This is a genomic window from Pseudoalteromonas sp. NCCP-2140, assembly GCF_023708065.1.
Taxonomy (GTDB): domain Bacteria; phylum Pseudomonadota; class Gammaproteobacteria; order Enterobacterales; family Alteromonadaceae; genus Pseudoalteromonas.
The window spans coordinates 278,058-296,452 of the sequence record NZ_BRCZ01000003.1 but is presented as its reverse complement, the minus strand read 5'-3'; the positions used below and the strand labels follow the sequence as shown (position 1 = coordinate 296,452).

Here is an 18,395-nt window from a genome sequence, read left to right as displayed (position 1 = left end):
GGCTTTTTGTTTTAAAGGACGCGGTATGTCACAGATTGATTATCAACATGTATTAGATGAAATCACAAAAGAAGTTCAACCTTTACTGAGCCAAGGTAAGGTTGCTGATTATATTCCTGCGCTTGCAGAGGTTGAGCCAAACCAGTTTGCCATTGCTATTCATACAGTAGATGGGCAAACCTATTGCGCGGGTGATTGTAGTGCGCGTTTTACAATTCAATCTGTTTCGAAAGTAATGACCTTAACTTTAGCACTTCAGCGTTATGGTGATGAGCTGTGGCAACGAGTCGGTAAAGAGCCTTCAGGCACCGCTTTTAACTCACTTACACAGCTTGAGTTTGAACAGGGCATACCACGCAACCCATTTATTAATGCCGGCGCGATTGTCACCTGTGACGCGTTATATAGCCGTTTATCTGCGCCGATGCACTCTATGCTTGAGTCGTTTCGCCAGTTATCAGGAAATGCTCAGGTTGTTATTGATAAGAAAGTGGCAAATTCTGAATATGAGTTTCGTCATCGCAACGCCGCGATGGGGCATCTAATGAAGTCATTCGGCAACTTTAATAATGAAGTTGATGATGTGTTATGGGCTTACTTTAACTTCTGTGCCATAGAGTTAAACTGCGTAGAATTAGCAAAAGCCTACAATTACTTAGCAAACCAAGGTAAAGATGCCAATGGCCAAGAAGTGCTCAGTGCAAGGCAAAATAAGCAGTTAAACTCGTTACTGTTTACCAGTGGTTTATACGATGCTGCTGGGGATTTTGGCTACCGTGTTGGTATGCCGGGTAAGTCAGGGGTATCTGGTGCTATATTAGCTGTATTACCAAATCAATTTACTGTGGCTGTGTGGGCGCCAAGACTTAACTCGTATGGTAACTCAGTAGCTGGGATAGCGGCTCTTGAGCGTTTATCCCAGAAACTGGATATTTCGATTTTTTAGTTGCCGTTACTGATCCCAGTAAACTTGCTCTAAACAATCTTCACGTTCAGGTAAGCCACGAGATAAACGTGGCGAGTGCTGAACAAGTACTTCATAACTTGCACGGTTAGCGTATTTACTAATTTGTGCAAGCGATGAGTAGGTCATAGCAGGTTGCTGATGCTTCGCTGAGTTTGCCACATTAAGTTTGTGGTAAACGTTTGCTGATAAGTCATGCAGTACCGCAGCCAGAGCACAATCGCCTGCGCCATTGGTATTTTTAATACTATCTGGGCCGCCCATAAACGGTGCTGTATGGCTGTACGCACGAATAGGGTTTTGGCAGTCGTCTTTACGCATTGCGCGCGAAAATTCATAACGGTTAAAGTCAGCAATCGCGCCTGGTAATAGTGGGTATTCTGTTTCACGCTTGAATGAGTCGTCTACGTAACCAGCCATAAACAAGCCTTTTTCGCCAGCTGTACAAATAACTAAATCAGTCCAATCAAGCGCTTTGTCGGCAGCTAGAAGCGGATCTTCAAAGCCGGTAATCGCAAGGCCTTCCTCTTCGTTCATAGCAAGAATATCAACATGCTCTTTTACAAAGTCAGCCCACCAAGCAGGGTCTTGTTCAATTAGGAACTTAGTACCAAGGGTTAAAACCACAGGGACACCTGCATCATTGGCATATTTTACTGCCTGCATGGTCGCTTCTGTCATGGTTTCATCACCTTGAGTACGCATTAGGTATGCGCTGATCACTAGTGCTGATGAATTCTCAATAAGTGCCTGATCGATTGATTCAGGGCGAAGGTGATTCATAAGCCCCGCGCTGATTGCGAAGGTACGCTCACCGGTCTCGTCAATTAAGGTAAAACAACGACCAATAGGGCCATCTACAGGCTGAAGGTAGTCAAGGTCAACGCGGCTAGAGGTGTTACATAAAAAACGGTATGCATAGCTGCCGATTTTGATATTTTCACTCATTACCCCTAACAACACTGAACGGTCGTCAGCTAGGGTAGAGTAGTTGTGCATGGTGTTACCTACCGTACCACCGGCAAACTCATAATCGATCATATTGTCGAGTTTTAGTCTGTCGTATAGCGCGTTGGTAATATCGTTATCGATCACTTGCGACATGCCACGGCGCAATTGAAATTCATCTAGGAAAGCTTGATCAACTTTCGCTTCAATATCTACCACAATTTGGTCGATACCCGTAATATAACTACGTTGTAGTCGGTCGGTTGAGTTAAGTTGATTCGTCAGTGGATCTTTGGCTTCCACCGGAAAATAATGTTTATGCCTGCGGCGTCCAGGAAATTTCATTTGCTACCCGTGTTGTAAGCTAAATAAAAAAAGCGCGAGATTATAGCGCAATATGGGTCCATTGAGCCATGAAAAAGCCACTAAATTTTGCGTTAATTTTTAAGTGTAGCAGTATTTAATGCCGACATTTTTCACTAACTAGGTATAATTACTCACAGTTTTACAAGATTTGTGTGATATATGAGCGAACAATTTAGCGACCAATATTGGATGGAAAAAGCATTAAACTACGCTAATGAAGCGGCTGCTATTAATGAAATTCCGGTTGGTGCTGTGCTGGTAAAAGACAATCAACTGATCTCCTATGGTTATAACCGCTCAATTATCGATAACGACCCATCCGCTCATGCTGAAATGATGGCAATCCGCGAAGCAGGTAAAGTACTTAATAACTACCGATTAATCGATTGCACTTTGTATGTAACGTTAGAACCTTGTTCTATGTGCGCAGGCCTGTTGGTACATAGCCGCATTAAGCGATTGGTATTTGGTGCTAAAGATGCCAAAACGGGATCGGCAGGATCAATTATGAATCTGCTGCAAGAACCTAGGCTTAATCATCAAGTTGAAGTAACCGGTGATGTTATGAGTGAGCAGTGTGGGGCGGTAATTTCAGCGTTTTTTAAGCGTCGTAGAGAAGAGAAAAAGGCGGCAAAGCAGGCTGCTCGCAACGCCTAGTTATACAACCGGCGTTGCAGGAACTTGTGCTTCCATTAACTGCATCGCAAATAAGCGGCGACGCCAAATAACTTTTTTGTGTGTATTACGTAGCATGATACGACGGCGGGTCGCCGTTGAGTAAATAACATTACGCTTGAACTTATGTGTCGTGCGTCTTCTTTTTAACATGAGTGCTCCTTAAGTGAGAGTAAAGCATGGCATGGTCCATTCCATTTCTACTAAAAGATAATGATCATTTGATGACAAGTAAACAGATTTCGGTGCTTGAAGTTAGTTGTTTTCTAATTCTTGCTGCTCTGAGTTGGTTTGTTGCGTGTTGTCATTTGGCTCGCTTGCTTGCGCTTCAGGTTTAGCTTCTTCAGTGCTTTGTTCTTCTTCGCTTGGGTTAGCAATCGCATCATTTTCATCAAGCCAAACCAGTGCGTCGTAATAGCGACGGATATTATCAACGTACTTTACTGCAACATCGCCACGGGCATAACCATATTTGGTTTTTCGATAGTAACGCTTTTTAATTAAAAGCGGTAAGCGCTTTTTAACATCAGCCCACTTATCGGGGCTTGCACCTTCTTGCTCGGTAATAATACGTGCGTCGTTGACGTGTCCCCAGCCAACATTGTAAGAGGCTAAGGCAAACCAGGTTCTGTCGGGCTGCGGAATGCGTTCAGGGATCCAAGAAATCACTTTGGCAAGATACTGCGCACCGCCTTTAATATTTTGCTCAGGCTCTAGTCGGTTTGTTACGCCGACCTGTTTTGCTGTTGCTTGGGTTAGCATCATTATGCCACGTACACCGGTTGGTGACTTAGCCCTTGGGTTCCACATTGATTCTTGATAACTCAAAGCTGCCAGTAATCGCCAGTCTATGTTACCTGCGTATTGCTCAAACCAAGGTTGGTATTTAGGTAAGGTGTCTTTTATTGCTTCGATATAAGCAAGGGTATTCACATAGTTAAACTGACGAACATGGCCGAAGTATTTTTCTTCTAACACATAAAGCTGGTTGCTTTTCTTAACGTCACCAAAAAATGGCACCATCAAGGCATATAAAGAGTCGTCACCATCTTTTCTTAGTAACCAAGCGATAGGGTCATTACGGGTAACCGAAAAGCCGATACTCAAATTTGGGTGATAGCGGCGAAACAGCGATAAGGTGTGTGAATCTGCTAGAGTGTAATCAATTTCACCGTCGATAACTGCTTGCAGAAGCTCTTCTTCATCCATGTCTTCTGTTTCGTTCCAGCTAAGTTCAGGATGCAGTTGTTTTAATTGCTGTAGTGCCAACGAGTGGCTGCTTTTGGCTAAAACAGTGAGGTTACCAGTTAAATCCTCAAACTCTCGAGGGCGAGTACGGCCTTGTTTATAAACTAATTTTTGGCTAATTGTGCGATAGGTTGGGCCAAATCGATAATGCTCTGCCCGAATCGTATTATAGGTAAGACCTGAAGCTATAATATCTAAATCGCCACTTTCTAAGCGTGCAAACATATCGGATAGATTAAAAAAAGGCACCATCTCGAGCTCTACACCAACATAGTCAGCAAACTCTTGGGCTAACTCATATTCAAAGCCTTGCACACCTTGTGGAGCCTGATAGTAGTTACTCGCGCCAGCTAATGTGCCGACTCTAATTTTGTTCTGCGCCTTGATATGAGCAAGTTGCGACGGTTGCTGTTGCATATCGCACGCACATAACATGAGCACTAAACTAAAAATAGCGAGTAACTTTTGCATAAATTATAAATGCCCCTTAAACCATTACCTTAGTGTTATAACAAAACTTCTAAGCCACGTCACTTGGCGAATAGTGTTATATATCTATTTAAAAATTAATAACTATAACAAGGCAGCTGGTAGATAAGTCATACAGAACAAGAACCTGCAGAGAAATAAAGACGACTAAGCTAGTTAATTGTTGCAACCTTAAAAGCGGTTATGAAGATTATTTAAATAAAAGCGTAATTTTGAGTTAAATCTAGACGTTATTTGCACTATAATATGCGCCTAAAATATCGTTCAATCCCTAACCCCGGATGAAAATACCTATGTTGATCCTTCGTGGTGCACCAGCACTTTCCGATTTTAGAGTTCAGAAAATTTTAGCGCGTTGCCAACAGGCACAACTTCCAGTCACTGACGTTTATGCTGAGTTCATGCATTTTGCTGATCTTACAGCCGAGCTTTCAGCTGATGAGCAAACCAAGCTGGAAAAATTGCTTACTTATGGTCCAACAATTGCCGAGCATACCCCTGCTGGCACGTTAATTCTTGTAACGCCGCGTCCAGGTACTATCTCGCCTTGGGCATCAAAAGCAACTGACATCGCACATAACTGTGGTTTAAGCCAAGTTCACCGTGTTGAGCGTGGTATTGCATACTACGTAGAAGGTAATTTATCAGCTGAGCAAACAGCTGAAGTTGCAGCGTTATTACATGACCGTATGACTGAAGCAACGCACGCGGATATGGCTGATGCAGCTAAATTATTCCGTCACGATGAGCCGCGTCCAATGTCATCAGTTGACATTTTAGGTGGTGGCCGTGAAGCGCTTGCTAAAGCAAACGTTGAGCAAGGTTTTGCGCTTGCAGATGACGAAATTGATTACTTGGTAGAAAACTTCCAAAAGTTAGGGCGTAACCCGAACGACATCGAATTATTCATGTTCGCGCAAGCAAACTCTGAGCATTGTCGTCACAAAATCTTTAACGCCGATTGGACAATTGATGGCATCGAACAGCCAAAATCATTGTTCAAAATGATCAAAAACACTTACGAGCAAAACCCTGAAAACGTACTATCTGCATATAAAGATAACGCAGCGGTAATGAAGGGTTCGTTAGCAGGTCGTTTCTTCCCTAATGTTGAAGGTGAGTACGCGTACCATCAAGAAAACATCGAAATCTTGATGAAAGTTGAAACTCACAACCACCCAACAGCAATTGCGCCATTCTCAGGTGCATCAACAGGTTCTGGTGGTGAAATCCGTGATGAAGGTGCAACAGGCCGCGGCTCTAAACCTAAAGCTGGTTTAGTTGGCTTCACAGTATCTAACCTACGTATTCCTGGCTACGAGCAGCCATGGGAAACAGACTTTGGTAAGCCTGGTCGTATCGTTAATGCACTTGATATTATGACTGAAGGTCCATTAGGTGGCGCGGCATTCAATAACGAATTTGGTCGTCCTAACTTACTTGGTTACTTCCGTACATACGAAGAGAAAGTATCAAGCCATAACGGTGAAGAAGTACGTGGTTACCACAAGCCAATCATGCTTGCAGGTGGTTTAGGTAACATTCGTTCTGAGCATGTTCAAAAAGGTGAAATCCCTGTAGGTGCTAAGCTAATTGCACTAGGTGGTCCGGCAATGAACATCGGCCTTGGTGGTGGTGCTGCCTCTAGTATGACATCAGGTCAATCAAACGAAGACTTAGACTTTGCATCTGTACAGCGTGAAAACCCAGAAATGGAACGTCGTTGTCAGGAAGTTATCGATAAATGTTGGCAGCTAGGTGATGCAAACCCAATCGCTTTCATCCACGATGTGGGTGCAGGTGGTCTTTCTAACGCATTCCCTGAGCTTGTAGACGACGGTGGTCGTGGTGGTAAATTCCAACTTCGTGACATTCCAAACGATGAGCCGGGTATGGCACCACACGAAATTTGGTGTAACGAATCTCAAGAGCGTTACGTATTAGCTGTTGCAGCAGAAGACTTCGCGCGCTTCGAAGCAATCTGTAAACGTGAGCGTGCAGAATACGCTGTTATTGGTGAAGCAACAGAAGAGCGTCACTTAACGGTTGAAGATAGCCACTTCGGTAACAACCCAGTTGATCTTCCGCTTGATGTTTTACTTGGTAAAGCACCAAAAATGCACCGTGAAGTTGAATCGAAAAAAGCACAATCGCAACCATTAGACGTTGCTAATATTGATGCTGCAGATGCTGCACAGCGTTTATTACGCTTACCAACGATTGCTGAGAAAACATTCTTAATTACCATTGGTGACCGTACGGTAACGGGTTTAGTTGCGCGTGACCAAATGGTAGGTCCTTGGCAGGTGCCAGTAGCAAACTGTGCGGTAACAGCCGCTGCGTTTGATACTTACCACGGTGAAGCAATGTCATTAGGTGAACGTACACCAGCTGCACTTTTAAACTACGGTGCTTCTGCTCGTTTAGCTGTGGCTGAGTCACTAACGAACATCGCGTGTGCTAACATCGGTGGCCTTGAAAATATCAAGCTATCTGCAAACTGGATGGCTGCAGCAGGTCACCCTGGCGAAGATGCAGGTCTTTACGAAGCTGTTAAAGCAGTAGGTGAAGAGCTTTGTCCGGCACTTGGTTTAACTATTCCTGTGGGTAAAGACTCAATGTCGATGAAAACTCAATGGGATGAAAACGGCGAGCAAAAATCGGTTACTGCACCATTATCATTGATCATTACTGCCTTTGGTCGTGTTGAAGATGTGCGTAAAACAGTAACGCCACAGCTACGTACTGATAAAGGTGAGTCATCACTATTATTAGTTGATTTAGGTGCGGGTCAAAACCGTATGGGCGCATCAAGCCTTGCACAGGTTTATAAGCAACTAGGGGATGTAACGCCTGACGTTGATAACCCAGCACTATTAAAAGGCTTCTATGAAGCAATGCAAGCGCTTGTTGCTGATAACAAGTTACTTGCTTACCATGACCGTTCAGATGGTGGTTTATTCACAACTATCGCTGAAATGGCATTTGCTGGCCACACAGGTGTAACAGTTGACCTTGCTGGCTTAACAGGTTCAGACATCGAAGCGCTTTACAATGAAGAGCTAGGTGCGGTTATCCAAGTGGCAAACGCTGACTTAGACGCAGTGAAAGCTGTTCTTGCAGACCACGGCTTAGCAGCTATCAGCCATGAAATTGGTTCACTAAACGATGATGACCGCGTGGTATTCACTCGTGGTGATGATGTGGTTCTTAACCACACGCGCACTGAACTTCGTACGATTTGGGCAGAAACAACTTACCAAATGCAAGCACGTCGTGATAACCCTGAGTGTGCTAAGCAAGAGTTTGATGCTAAGTTTGACGCCAAAGACCCTGGTCTTAATGTAAAACTAAATTTTGACTTAAACGAAGATGTTGCAGCGCCTTACATTGCAACTGGTGCGAAACCGAAAATGGCGATTCTACGTGAGCAAGGTGTTAACTCTCACTTAGAAATGGCGGCGGCATTTAACCGTGCGGGCTTTGCCGCCGTTGACGTGCACATGAGCGACATTCTTGAAGGTCGTTTAACACTTGAGCAATTTAAAGGCTTAGTAGCATGTGGTGGTTTCTCTTACGGTGACGTATTAGGTGCAGGTGAAGGCTGGGCTAAGTCAATCTTATTTAATGAGATGGCGCGTGAGCAGTTCCAAAGCTTCTTCCACCGCGAAGATACATTCAGCTTAGGTGTGTGTAATGGCTGTCAAATGCTTTCAACATTGAAAGAATTGATCCCGGGCACTGAGCACTGGCCACGTTTCGTAACGAATAAGTCAGAGCGTTTTGAAGCTCGCTTTAGCCTTGTAGAAGTACAAGAAAACCCATCGGTATTCTTTAACGGTATGGCAGGTTCACGTATGCCTATCGCTGTTTCTCACGGTGAAGGTCATGCTGAGTTCGCAAACGGTGATGCAGTTAAAGCAGCGCTTGAATCAGGTACTGTGGCAGTGAAGTTTGTTGATAACTACGGTAACCCAACAACGCAATACCCAGCTAACCCGAATGGCTCGCCAGAAGGTATCACAGGTATTACCTCTACTGATGGCCGTGCAACGGTTATGATGCCGCACCCAGAGCGTGTATTCCGTACTGTTGCTAACTCATGGCACCCAGATGAGTGGACTGAGGATAGCCCATGGATGCGTATGTTCCGCAACGCTCGTAAAAACGTTGGCTAGAAGTTAATTGTGTACCTAGCTATACAAGCTAGGTTCATACAAACCGTTTAAACTAAAAAGGCTGCACTATCATGTGTGGCCTTTTTGTTTATAATGATCTGAGAAGCGAGAAGCGAGAAGCGAGAAGCAAGGAGAGTTTTTTGAGTTTTAAGCGGGCGTGTGTTGGGTTACTTGGTATCGTGCTAAGCATGGTGCTGTTGGCGTATCTATTCAGATTACCACTGACATCGTGGTATTTAACGCCTTTGCTCAGTAAAAATGGCGCTGAGCTTCACTGTATTGATTGGTCATTAACTCGCCAGCTTGATTTGAATATCGAGAAATTATGCTTAACCTACCAAGGACAGCAAATAGAGTTAGCAGGCATTATAGCGAATAAGCAACAGGTTAGGGTTTCTCGAGCCAATCTTATAATTAGCAATCAAACTAATAATCAACAACCTGACACTTCACAAACTGAATTTAAAAAGCTTGCCTTGGTATTACCCGAGCAAAGACCGCTAATAAGCATTGAGCAGCTTGACGTAGTCTCACCGTTTACCGACACCCCTGTTAGGCTGGCGATACAAGAAAAACGTCTAAATCATTTTACGATTTCGCGGGATCTCAAAGCTGACGTTGTAATATCTAATTACGAAGTCAAAGCCAACATCACGTTTGATGAGCAAGTGGCAGAGCGGTTCGTAACATTGCCAACAAGCAGCCATTTTACCACTCAGTCACACATTAAGTTTGATGGAATTACGGTTGCAATTGAAAGCTCAATTAATGCAAGTTATCAGCATGCAATAAAGCAGTGCGAATTAGGTTTTGCCAGTGAAGGGCAATTGAGTGCTAAGTATCAATTAAATCAACAGCACTTATACGCGGATTTATCAGCTTTACAAAATCAGCTTAGCGCAAACCGAGATTGCTTAAACACCATAGCAGATCAACAGCATCAATCATTTATTGAAGCGCAGTTACCGCTTACTTGGCAGTTACACATTGAAAAACCAGTTAGTGTAGAAGCCGAGCAGCTATCAGTCCCAATCGTAAAATTGCTAGCAACTGAAGGGCAAAGTGAGGTGACAGTCAGTAATACGAGCCTTTCTTTGCTGGAGCCGCTCGCATCACTTAATAGCCAAGTTAGCATTGATTTTAATAGTAAAGATATAGATAAGCTTAAACTCAATGCGCATTTGCATGAAAGCAGCGTTAGCGCTGATTTTCAACTGTCGGTGGAGTCATTACCAGCATTTTTAGATTTTCAGGCTGATGGCGCTCTGGTTGAGGGGGGTGGGGCTAAAGGAGAGCTAGATATCGATGAGTTATTTACTAGCCCGACAGCTAAACTGAATACCAATATCAGTGTTAAAAATGCCCTAATATCGGGTGCACAGATAGCTGATTTTAGCAGCGCACTTAACGCTGAGTATAATGCCCAGCAGCACCTCGTTGTTAAAGCCAATAGCAAGGTTAAATCATTAACTTATGATGATATTAACGCAGCAAAAATTAGCAATGAGCTTACTCTTAGTACAGATCTCAGTGTGGGGGAGTTATTTGCTGATATTGATGCCAAAACCACTGCCGCTAAATTATCAACAGCAGAGCTTAGCTTAAATAAGCTGTCAGTTGTTTCAAAGGCTCTTCAAAGCCGCGCCTTGCAGGCAACGCATCATGTATTTGCAGATGGATTTGAAGCACTTGTTAGTCATCATATGTCTGAGGTTGCTCACCCATTTGAATTGGTGATACCAGAGCAGGCAGTATCCAAACTAAACCCGATTATTGCTCAGTTTGAGCCGCTTGCTACCGTCACTGATGGGGTCGTTTCAGGCATTATAAAAGGGGATGTAAATCTTCAACAAGCACAAGGGCGCGTGCAAATAAGTAAATTCAGTGCGCTTTATAATGATTATCTAGCGAATGATTTTGCAGTGAATTTGAACGGCACGTTTAATTCAGGGCAGCTTAATATTGCAGCGACTAAATTTACACTCAATGAACTGCGCGCAGGTGCCGTGCTCAAAAATATACAAGGTCAGTTGCAGGTAACGGCTAATCAGCCTTGCGCAGCTAATCTAACTGGTCAGGTTATGGGCGGGGCATTTGTGGTGAATAAGTACTGCCCACTCAGTGATAACCAAACAGCGACTGTTAAATTTGAAAACATTGATGCCAGCAAATTGGTCACCCTTGATGCTGAATCAGGGATTAGCTTAAGTGGGCGCTTAGCAGGCACCTTACCCGTAGTAATAAGTAAACAGGGCATTGAGGTAAAGCAAGGGCAGTTAGTTAATCAGGGTGATGGTAAATTACTGATCACCAATAATGCGGGTTTTGACGCTGTAAAAGCGCAGCAACAGGAACTGAGTACCACGCTGAGTTTACTTGAGAATTTAGATATTAAAAAACTACGTAGCAGTGTTAACCTCAAACCGGATGGGTGGTTACATTTAGGTGTTAATTTAGAGGGTTATAATGAAGCGCAGCAGCAAGCAGTGAACTTTAATTATAATCATGAAGAGAATGTATTTACTTTACTTAGAGCGCTGCGTTTAAGTGATGAAATTACTCAAAGAGTTGAGAAAGAGTATGCAAAAAAAGGAAGCAATGATGGCTAAGTGGTTAGTAATGCTGACGGCAGTAGGCATGCTGAGTGCCTGTACGCACCGTGTTGAGGTGGCAGCAAAAGAGCCGATTACAATCAACTTAAATGTAAAAGTTGACCATGAGATCCGCGTAAAAGTGGATAAAGAACTTGATACCTTATTCAGTGATGACAGCGAATTATTCTAAGGAGCACACATGCGTAAATTACAACTTAAAAAACTAAATGCGATCACCTTGATCAGTGCTGTTTGTTTATCTTTCTCTGCTTGGGCTATCAGCCTTGATGATGCAAAAAGCCAAGGCTTAGTAGGTGAAGACAGCTCAGGCTATTTAGGTTTAGTGGTTAATAATAGCGAAGCAAAAGCGGTCGTTGATGAAATTAATGCAAAGCGTAAAGAGCAATATTTAAAACTTGCGAAAAAGAATAATCTTTCGTTAGCACAAGTTGAAGCCCTTGCTGCGGCAAAAACTATCGAAAAAACTAAGCCGGGTCACTACATTGAAGTGAACGGTGAGTGGGTAAAAAAATAGCTCACTAAATTTAATAGCTATAAAAAATAAAAAGCCAGCATTGCTGGCTTTTTATCTATTAAACGCCGGTAGGTGTTAGCGCTTATCGATGCAGTTTTGCAGCAGCTGCTGCCAAAAGTCGATGCCTTTGCGTCTTGCAAGTTTAATATTGTGCTCTGGGATCGATTCAGGTTCATCGTAGTTATCTAATGCTTCGCTCATGCTGGCTTCACGGATCAGATGCAGTGTTGGGTAAGGTGCACGATTCGTATAGTTTGCAGCATCGCTGTCATCGCTATCAGCAAATACATAGTCAGGATGAAAGTTGGCTATTTGATACTTACCTTCATAGCCTTGTGCAGCTAAAAGCGCATTGGCTAAATCGACTAAATCTAAGAACTCTTCAAAATCCTTAAAGCCTTGCTCAAACATCAACAAAGTGGTTTCGCGCTCTGCAGCTTGGTCTAACGCGCTACACTGCTCAAGCATATCCATTACTGCATCATCAAGCGTAATAGACTGACTGATTTGATAATGAATGCAATTGCTTTCAACTTCTTTACGGGCAAACGGGCAGAAATTGTATTTTACGATTACGCTTGATACCCATTCGCGCATTTGTATTTCTGGGCGATTCATCGCTTGCTTTGAAGTCACATTATTTCTCTATTCTATTTTACTTTTCTATCTTACTTTTCTAAGTAATGCTCAATTAAATTAACCGTTTTACTGATGGCGCCTTGATTGTTAGCAACGCATTTCGCAGCTTGCTGACCGAGCTTAATCGTCTTTTGTACATCAGTACTCAAAGCGATAAGTGTGTCAGCAAGGTGATTTTCATCGGTAACGGTTTTAGCTCCTTGAGCACTAATCAGCTCAGGATAAATATGGTCAAAGTTATAGGTATGAGGACCAGCTAATACGCCAACAGAAAACGCTGCTGACTCTAACGGGTTATGGCCGCCTCGCTCGATTAAACTACCACCAACATAGCTGATGTTTGCCACACCATATAAGCATTGTAACTCACCTAACGTATCAGCTAACACAACTTGTTGGTTGTTATAGTTATCTTCACTGCGACGACTAAAGCTCAAATTTGAACTTTTTAAAACTTCAGCGACTTTATCAAATTGCTCTGGGTGTCGCGGAGCAATTATCAAAAGAGCGCTAGGTAACGCTTTTAATAGCTTCTCATGAGCAGTTAAAATAAGCTCATGTTCAACAGGGTGAGTGGAGCCTGCAACCCAGATAAAGCGCTCGTTGTTATATTGGTTTTTAAGTGCTGCGACTTTATTTAATTGCTCTTCTGTAGGCGTGATATCAAATTTAATTGAGCCAAATACGCGTGCCTTTTCAGGTTTTAAGCCAAGTTCAATAAAACGTTTTGCATCATCTTGATTATGACTAGCAAGATCGCTAATTGACTGCATGATCACCTTAGTTAAAGGCATTACCTTTTGGTAGCCTTGCTGTGATTTAGCTGAAAGTCGGGCATTTAAAACAAGTACTTTTGTGCCGGTGTTGTTGCTTTGCGCCATAAGGTTTGGCCAAAGCTCAGTTTCTAAAATACACAGTACCTTTGGCTGGATACGTTTTAAAAATCGATTCGTAGCGAAGAAAAAATCAATCGGTAAATAACAGCAGCTAACCGCATCTTTAAAGTTATTTTTTATTTGCTCGCGACCCGTTGGGGTATTACAGGTTACTAAAATAGTAAGTGCTGGATTTTCTGATTGAACGGCCTTAATAAGCGGCGTTGCTGCTAACACTTCCCCTACAGAGGCACAATGGAAAACAACATCGTGATGCGACAAATTCGAAAAGCCAAAGCGCTCAGCAAAATGCTCACGGTAACCCTTATTCTTTTTGCCACGTAAAACATACAGGTAAAAAACAACCAGTGGGCTTAGTAGGTATAAAAGTAAAGAGTATAAAATGCGCGCCATTGCTTAGCCTAAATGGGTAAAACGTTATGATAGCGTGGAACATATGCAATCTAAATATAAAATGTTAAAAACGGTTATCAATGAGAGTTTTAAGTGTTTACTATTGGCATATTTGGTAGTATTTCGGTTACTTAACAAATCAACGAAGCAATTATGAAATTTAAAATGATAAAAGCCTCGGTAATAGGTGCCTTATTAAGTTGCTCAATGCCTTTATTTGCAACACCAACCGCTTATTTACCAATGGGTATGGATGCACAGCTTGATCATCAATTAGATACTTTGTTTGCACTAACAATTGGCACTCCTATGGCTAAGCCTTACCGTTTAGCAGAAGTCGAGAAAGCACTTTTGGTGCTTGAAAAGCAAAAGCCAAGGTTAGCTGCTGCGATTCGTTCAAAAATAAAGCCATATCAAAGTGATGATGCAGTAACTCGTGTTGGTGTAAAACTGCAAGTAGACACAGATAATACAAAGAAAATTGCTAATCAACGCGGTCTCAGCTCTGATGAGTGGGGACAAGGCTTTTTCGAAGGTATTTGGCGTGCCAATGATTACACGTTAGTACAAGTTGGTGTTGATTATCGAGCCAAAGCAAATAAGTTTGTAAATTACAATTCGTTTATCAGTTTTGCTGGTGAAGATTTACAGTTGAATCTGGGTTATAAAGAACATTGGTTTTCGCCGTTTAAGCATTCTGCGCAGATCATTTCTACCAACGCTAAAACTGCACCCTCTATTTCGATTGGTATGGTGAAGCCTGCCCATAACTGGTGGAATTTTGATTTTGAATTGTATTATTCAGAATTAGAACATGTTGATAATGGTATTCTTTATCAAGGTGAACTTCATAGTGGTACACCAAAGCTTGCAGGAACGCATTTTAGTATTGAGCCACTTGATGGTTGGAAGCTGGGTCTTAATCGAATGATGCAGTTTGGCGGTGGTCCTCGTAAAGTAGATGCTGGTGATGTGGTGGACGCATTTTTTGATCCGGCAGGTAATGACAACTCAGGCCTTACTGGTAGTAAAGATAATGAGTTAGGTGACCAATACGTAACAATTACCAGCACTGTGAATTTTAATTGGGGAATGCCAGTTGAGCTTTACTTTGAATACGGTGGTGAAGATACAAAAAATCATAAGAACTACCAATTTGGTAATACTGTTAGTAATTTTGGTTTCTTCTTACCAAAGCTGAGTAATGAGGTGTCGCTTAGGTATGAATATACCAATATGCACAGCTTGTGGTACGTCAATGAAATTTACCCTGTATATGGTAATACGGTTGGTGGTTTTGTAACGGGTCACTATGCAGCTGATCAGCGATATACTGACTTACATGCCAATGGCGTTGCGAGAGTTTACGCCGATGCGCCTCCCACACAAGTGCACAGTATGGAGTTAACTTATAGTGAAAGCTACCGTTCATTCTGGCGTAGTAAGCTAACATTGATAGAGAATGAAAGTAACTATTTAAATGAGTGGGGTCAAACGACTGGTGTTTATGAACGTGCCGTTGAACTTCAACTAAGTAACACTCGTCAATTAGACGAGCATACATTAGAGACAACTCTTACCTATGGTGAAGATGTATTTGGAGATAACTATACTTGGTTATCTGTTGCCTATTTTTGGTAAGCAAAGCCGTTAATACTTTTTAAGGAATTTATATGTCTAATCTTGATTCTGTAGCGGCAAGCTACCTCGAAAGTTTAAACCGTCATCAAATGTTATTTGAAACGATGGAAACCTACCATCCTGAAGTAATGCAACTACTCGAAGCTTGCCACAGTGCTTTGCAAGCTGGTGGTAAGGTTATTTGGTTTGGTAATGGTGGTAGCGCGGCTGATGCACAGCATTTAGCGGCAGAGTTTGTTGTGCGTTATAAATTGGAACGTGGCCCGCTTGCTTCTATCGCATTAACAACAGACACCTCAATTTTAACCGCTCACAGTAACGACTATCATTTTGATACTGTATTTGAGCGCCAAGTGCAGGCGTTATGTAAACCTGAAGATTTGGTGATTGGCTTAACCACCTCAGGCACTAGTCCTAACATCAATCTTGCACTGGCAGCGGCAAATGAAATCGGCGCCTTTACTGTGGCATTAACTGGCCGAGATGGTGGCAAGGTAAAAGATATCGCTAAGCTACCTATTATTATTAAAAATGATGAAACCGCGCGTATCCAAGAAGCGCATATGTTCATCGGACATTGGCTATGCGAAGCCATCGATATGGTTGTAGCGGAGCAAAAGTAATGGATTTAGCGTTACTAAAAAACCTTTCAAAGGCACGTATTTTAGTCGTTGGTGATGTCATGCTAGATAGATATTGGCATGGCGATTCAGGACGTATTTCGCCTGAAGCCCCTGTACCTGTTGTTAAAGTCAGTAAATTTGAAGACAAAGCTGGTGGTGCAGCAAACGTCGCAAAAAATATTGCCCGTTTAGATGGTAGAGTGGGCCTACTCGGCTTAGTTGGTGAAGATGAAAGCGGGCAAATCCTCGAAACAATTTTAAGTTCAGAGAAAATTGATTCGCAACTAGTAAGTGTTTGTGATTTACCGACTATTTCTAAAATGCGAGTAATCAGCCGTCATCAGCAAGTTGTTCGATTAGACCTTGAAGAGAGCTTTACTGAGCAACACAGCCAATTGTTATTAAACCGTTTAGAGCTGGTTTTAGATGACTACGATTTTGTGTTGTTTTCTGATTACAACAAAGGCTCACTGAGCTTAATTCAACAAATGGTTCAGGTTGCAAAGAAAGCAGGTAAAACGGTTCTTATTGATCCTAAATCATCTGATTTAAACTTATACCGTGGTGCCGATTACATAACCCCTAACTTAAACGAATTTAAGCTTGCTGGTGGTTTGACGGACTCTGAGCAAAACTTGACTGACAGCGCTCGTAAGTTAATTAGTGAAGCGGGCATCGCTGCGATGCTATTAACGCGCTCAGAGCAGGGGATGTCGTTAATCAGCCAAGCAGAAAAACATGATTTTGCAGCCCAGCAGCTTGAAGTTAGCGATGTTACTGGCGCCGGCGATACCGTAATCGCGACGCTTGCAGTGATGCTTGGTGCGGGAATGGCAGCAAAAGATGCGGTCGAAATTGCCAACCTTGCTGCCGGAATTGCGGTGAGTAAACTGGGTGCCGCAACTGTGTCGCCAGAAGAGTTGAGCCGTAAGCTTGGCCAATATTTGCAGCAAACTGGCGAGCATTACCAAACGCCGTTTGAAGATGTGCTTCAGCATATTGAATTTGCTAAGCAAAATGGTGAAAAAATAGTGTTCACTAATGGCTGTTTTGACATTCTTCATGCAGGCCATGTACGCTACCTTGCTCAGGCTAAAGCGCGTGGCGATAGACTTGTTGTTGGCTTAAATAATGACGAATCAATCTCTCGTTTAAAAGGCCCAGAAAGACCAATTAATCCGCTGGATGAACGTGCCATGGTATTAAGTGCGCTAGCGTCAGTTGATTGGGTTATTCCATTTGGCAGCATTGAAGAAAATGACACGCCAGCTAAGCTTATTGAGCAAATTAGCCCTGATGTACTGGTTAAAGGCGGTGATTACACCGTTGACCAAATTGCTGGTGCCGATCATGTATTACGCCATGGCGGCAAAGTCGAAGTACTTGAGTTTCTTAATGGATGCTCAACATCAAACGTAATTAGCAAAATTAAGTCTTAAGCAACTCTTGGTAGTCACACACCAGTGACTGCCAATCACTTTGTTGCCAATGCATCACTTCATTACGGCCTTGCTCTTTTGCAAACGAACGGGCAAGGCGCTTAATGTTCTCTGTTTGCCAGCTAGCATGTGGCTGTTTGATTTCACCGCGGTCAAAGTCGATGATAAACACCTTACCTGTATCATCGAACAAGATGTTATTGATGTTTAAGTCTGCGTGATAGACGCCATGATTGTGAAACTCGCTGAGAGTCACTGCTATCGCTTTTAGCTCAGACTGGCTAAGTGGGCGCGTGATTAAAATATCTAACACACTTTTTGCGCCTGTCACTGCCTCGGTAATGATATCGCCGCGATAGATTAAGCCACGGGTGGTCACTTTTGCCGCAATGGGTGTTGGCACATTTAGGCCAAGCTCAAGTAAGCGCATCATCAGTGTAAACTCTTTATAGACACGAGTTTGCTTTAAACCAACATATAGGTACTGATCGCTCAGTAACTTACCTACTAACCCACCGCGCCAATAGTGACGCAGAACGCCTGTAAGCTGTTGATGTTTAAAAAACCATGCTGTTGCGCGGCCTTTTTTTGCGCCAACTATTTTATCTTGTTGTTTCCAATAATTGGCATCGAACCACTGTTGCGTGAGCTCATCTTTGTAAGCTGGGTGACACAAAAGGGTGGTGTTTTGCAGATGCTGAGTTTCAAACATAACAACTTCAAGATTAAATAAAATTAGCGCTATCTTACCGTATTTTTAGCTTTTC

Annotated in this window: 15 protein-coding genes; 9 read left to right on the top strand and 6 right to left on the bottom strand. The window is 42.7% G+C overall.

All coding sequences use genetic code 11. The features are described 5' to 3' along the window. Window positions 1-25: 25 nt before the first annotated feature. Complete coding sequence (glsB, locus tag NFU46_RS08010; RefSeq protein WP_251601051.1) at window positions 26-946, top strand: glutaminase B; 921 nt, start codon at window positions 26-28, stop codon at window positions 944-946. Window positions 947-952: 6 nt separating this feature from the next. On the opposite strand, the gene NFU46_RS08005 is transcribed toward glsB, so the two are convergent. Then, window positions 953-2,257, bottom strand: coding sequence for an inosine/guanosine kinase (locus NFU46_RS08005; RefSeq protein WP_054560976.1), 1,305 nt, complete (start codon window positions 2,255-2,257; stop codon window positions 953-955). Window positions 2,258-2,437: 180 nt separating this feature from the next. Between NFU46_RS08005 and tadA the strand changes: the two genes are divergently transcribed. Next, the gene (gene tadA / locus NFU46_RS08000; RefSeq protein WP_054560975.1) at window positions 2,438-2,935 is read left to right on the top strand and encodes a tRNA adenosine(34) deaminase TadA; all 498 of its coding nucleotides are present in this window, start codon (window positions 2,438-2,440) and stop codon (window positions 2,933-2,935) included. Here tadA and NFU46_RS07995 read toward each other — a convergent pair whose 3' ends face one another. Continuing rightward, the gene (locus NFU46_RS07995; protein ID WP_165385080.1) at window positions 2,936-3,106 is read right to left on the bottom strand and encodes a hypothetical protein; all 171 of its coding nucleotides are present in this window, start codon (window positions 3,104-3,106) and stop codon (window positions 2,936-2,938) included. A gap of 102 nt (window positions 3,107-3,208) precedes the next feature. Next, entirely contained in the window at window positions 3,209-4,672 is a 1,464-nt protein-coding gene (gene mltF / locus NFU46_RS07990; protein ID WP_251601049.1) for a membrane-bound lytic murein transglycosylase MltF, read from the bottom strand. 311 nt (window positions 4,673-4,983) lie between these two features. Between mltF and purL the strand changes: the two genes are divergently transcribed. The 4 genes from purL (at window position 4,984) to NFU46_RS07970 (ending at window position 11,997) form a co-directional block, all read left to right on the top strand. Next, window positions 4,984-8,868, top strand: coding sequence for a phosphoribosylformylglycinamidine synthase (gene purL, locus NFU46_RS07985; RefSeq protein WP_251601047.1), 3,885 nt, complete (start codon window positions 4,984-4,986; stop codon window positions 8,866-8,868). Between the two features lie 140 nt (window positions 8,869-9,008). After that, complete coding sequence (locus NFU46_RS07980; protein WP_251601045.1) at window positions 9,009-11,477, top strand: YdbH domain-containing protein; 2,469 nt, start codon at window positions 9,009-9,011, stop codon at window positions 11,475-11,477. Further along, window positions 11,470-11,652 (top strand): YnbE family lipoprotein, encoded by a 183-nt coding sequence (locus NFU46_RS07975; RefSeq protein WP_054551055.1) that lies wholly within the window; start codon window positions 11,470-11,472, stop codon window positions 11,650-11,652. The genes NFU46_RS07980 and NFU46_RS07975 overlap by 8 nt, the downstream gene beginning before the upstream one ends. 9 nt (window positions 11,653-11,661) lie before the next feature. Then, window positions 11,662-11,997 carry a YdbL family protein gene (locus NFU46_RS07970; protein WP_251601043.1) on the top strand — a complete coding sequence of 112 codons (336 nt, stop codon included), beginning with the start codon at window positions 11,662-11,664 and terminating at the stop codon, window positions 11,995-11,997. A 75-nt stretch (window positions 11,998-12,072) separates the two neighbouring features. On the opposite strand, the gene NFU46_RS07965 is transcribed toward NFU46_RS07970, so the two are convergent. Both NFU46_RS07965 and waaA read right to left on the bottom strand, forming a co-directional pair. Beyond that, window positions 12,073-12,615: a DUF1415 domain-containing protein gene (locus NFU46_RS07965; RefSeq protein ID WP_251601295.1), complete on the bottom strand. Its 543-nt coding sequence runs from the start codon at window positions 12,613-12,615 to the stop codon at window positions 12,073-12,075. Window positions 12,616-12,665: 50 nt separating this feature from the next. Then, the gene (waaA, locus tag NFU46_RS07960) at window positions 12,666-13,925 is read right to left on the bottom strand and encodes a lipid IV(A) 3-deoxy-D-manno-octulosonic acid transferase (protein ID WP_251601041.1); all 1,260 of its coding nucleotides are present in this window, start codon (window positions 13,923-13,925) and stop codon (window positions 12,666-12,668) included. 153 nt (window positions 13,926-14,078) lie between these two features. Between waaA and NFU46_RS07955 the strand changes: the two genes are divergently transcribed. Genes NFU46_RS07955 through hldE form a run of 3 tightly spaced genes read left to right on the top strand, consistent with a single transcriptional unit; the run spans window position 14,079 to window position 17,628 of the window. Further along, window positions 14,079-15,566, top strand: a complete 1,488-nt coding sequence (locus tag NFU46_RS07955) for a capsule assembly Wzi family protein (protein WP_251601039.1) — start codon at window positions 14,079-14,081, stop codon at window positions 15,564-15,566. Between the two features lie 32 nt (window positions 15,567-15,598). Beyond that, complete coding sequence (locus NFU46_RS07950; protein WP_054560969.1) at window positions 15,599-16,189, top strand: SIS domain-containing protein; 591 nt, start codon at window positions 15,599-15,601, stop codon at window positions 16,187-16,189. Next, window positions 16,189-17,628, top strand: a complete 1,440-nt coding sequence (hldE, locus tag NFU46_RS07945) for a bifunctional D-glycero-beta-D-manno-heptose-7-phosphate kinase/D-glycero-beta-D-manno-heptose 1-phosphate adenylyltransferase HldE (protein WP_251601037.1) — start codon at window positions 16,189-16,191, stop codon at window positions 17,626-17,628. Before NFU46_RS07950 ends, hldE begins: the two co-directional genes overlap by 1 nt. Here hldE and NFU46_RS07940 read toward each other — a convergent pair. After that, window positions 17,618-18,340, bottom strand: a complete 723-nt coding sequence (locus NFU46_RS07940) for a 3-deoxy-D-manno-octulosonic acid kinase (protein WP_251601035.1) — start codon at window positions 18,338-18,340, stop codon at window positions 17,618-17,620. The two genes, hldE and NFU46_RS07940, sit on opposite strands and share 11 nt — an antisense overlap. Between the last annotated feature and the right edge of the window lie 55 nt (window positions 18,341-18,395).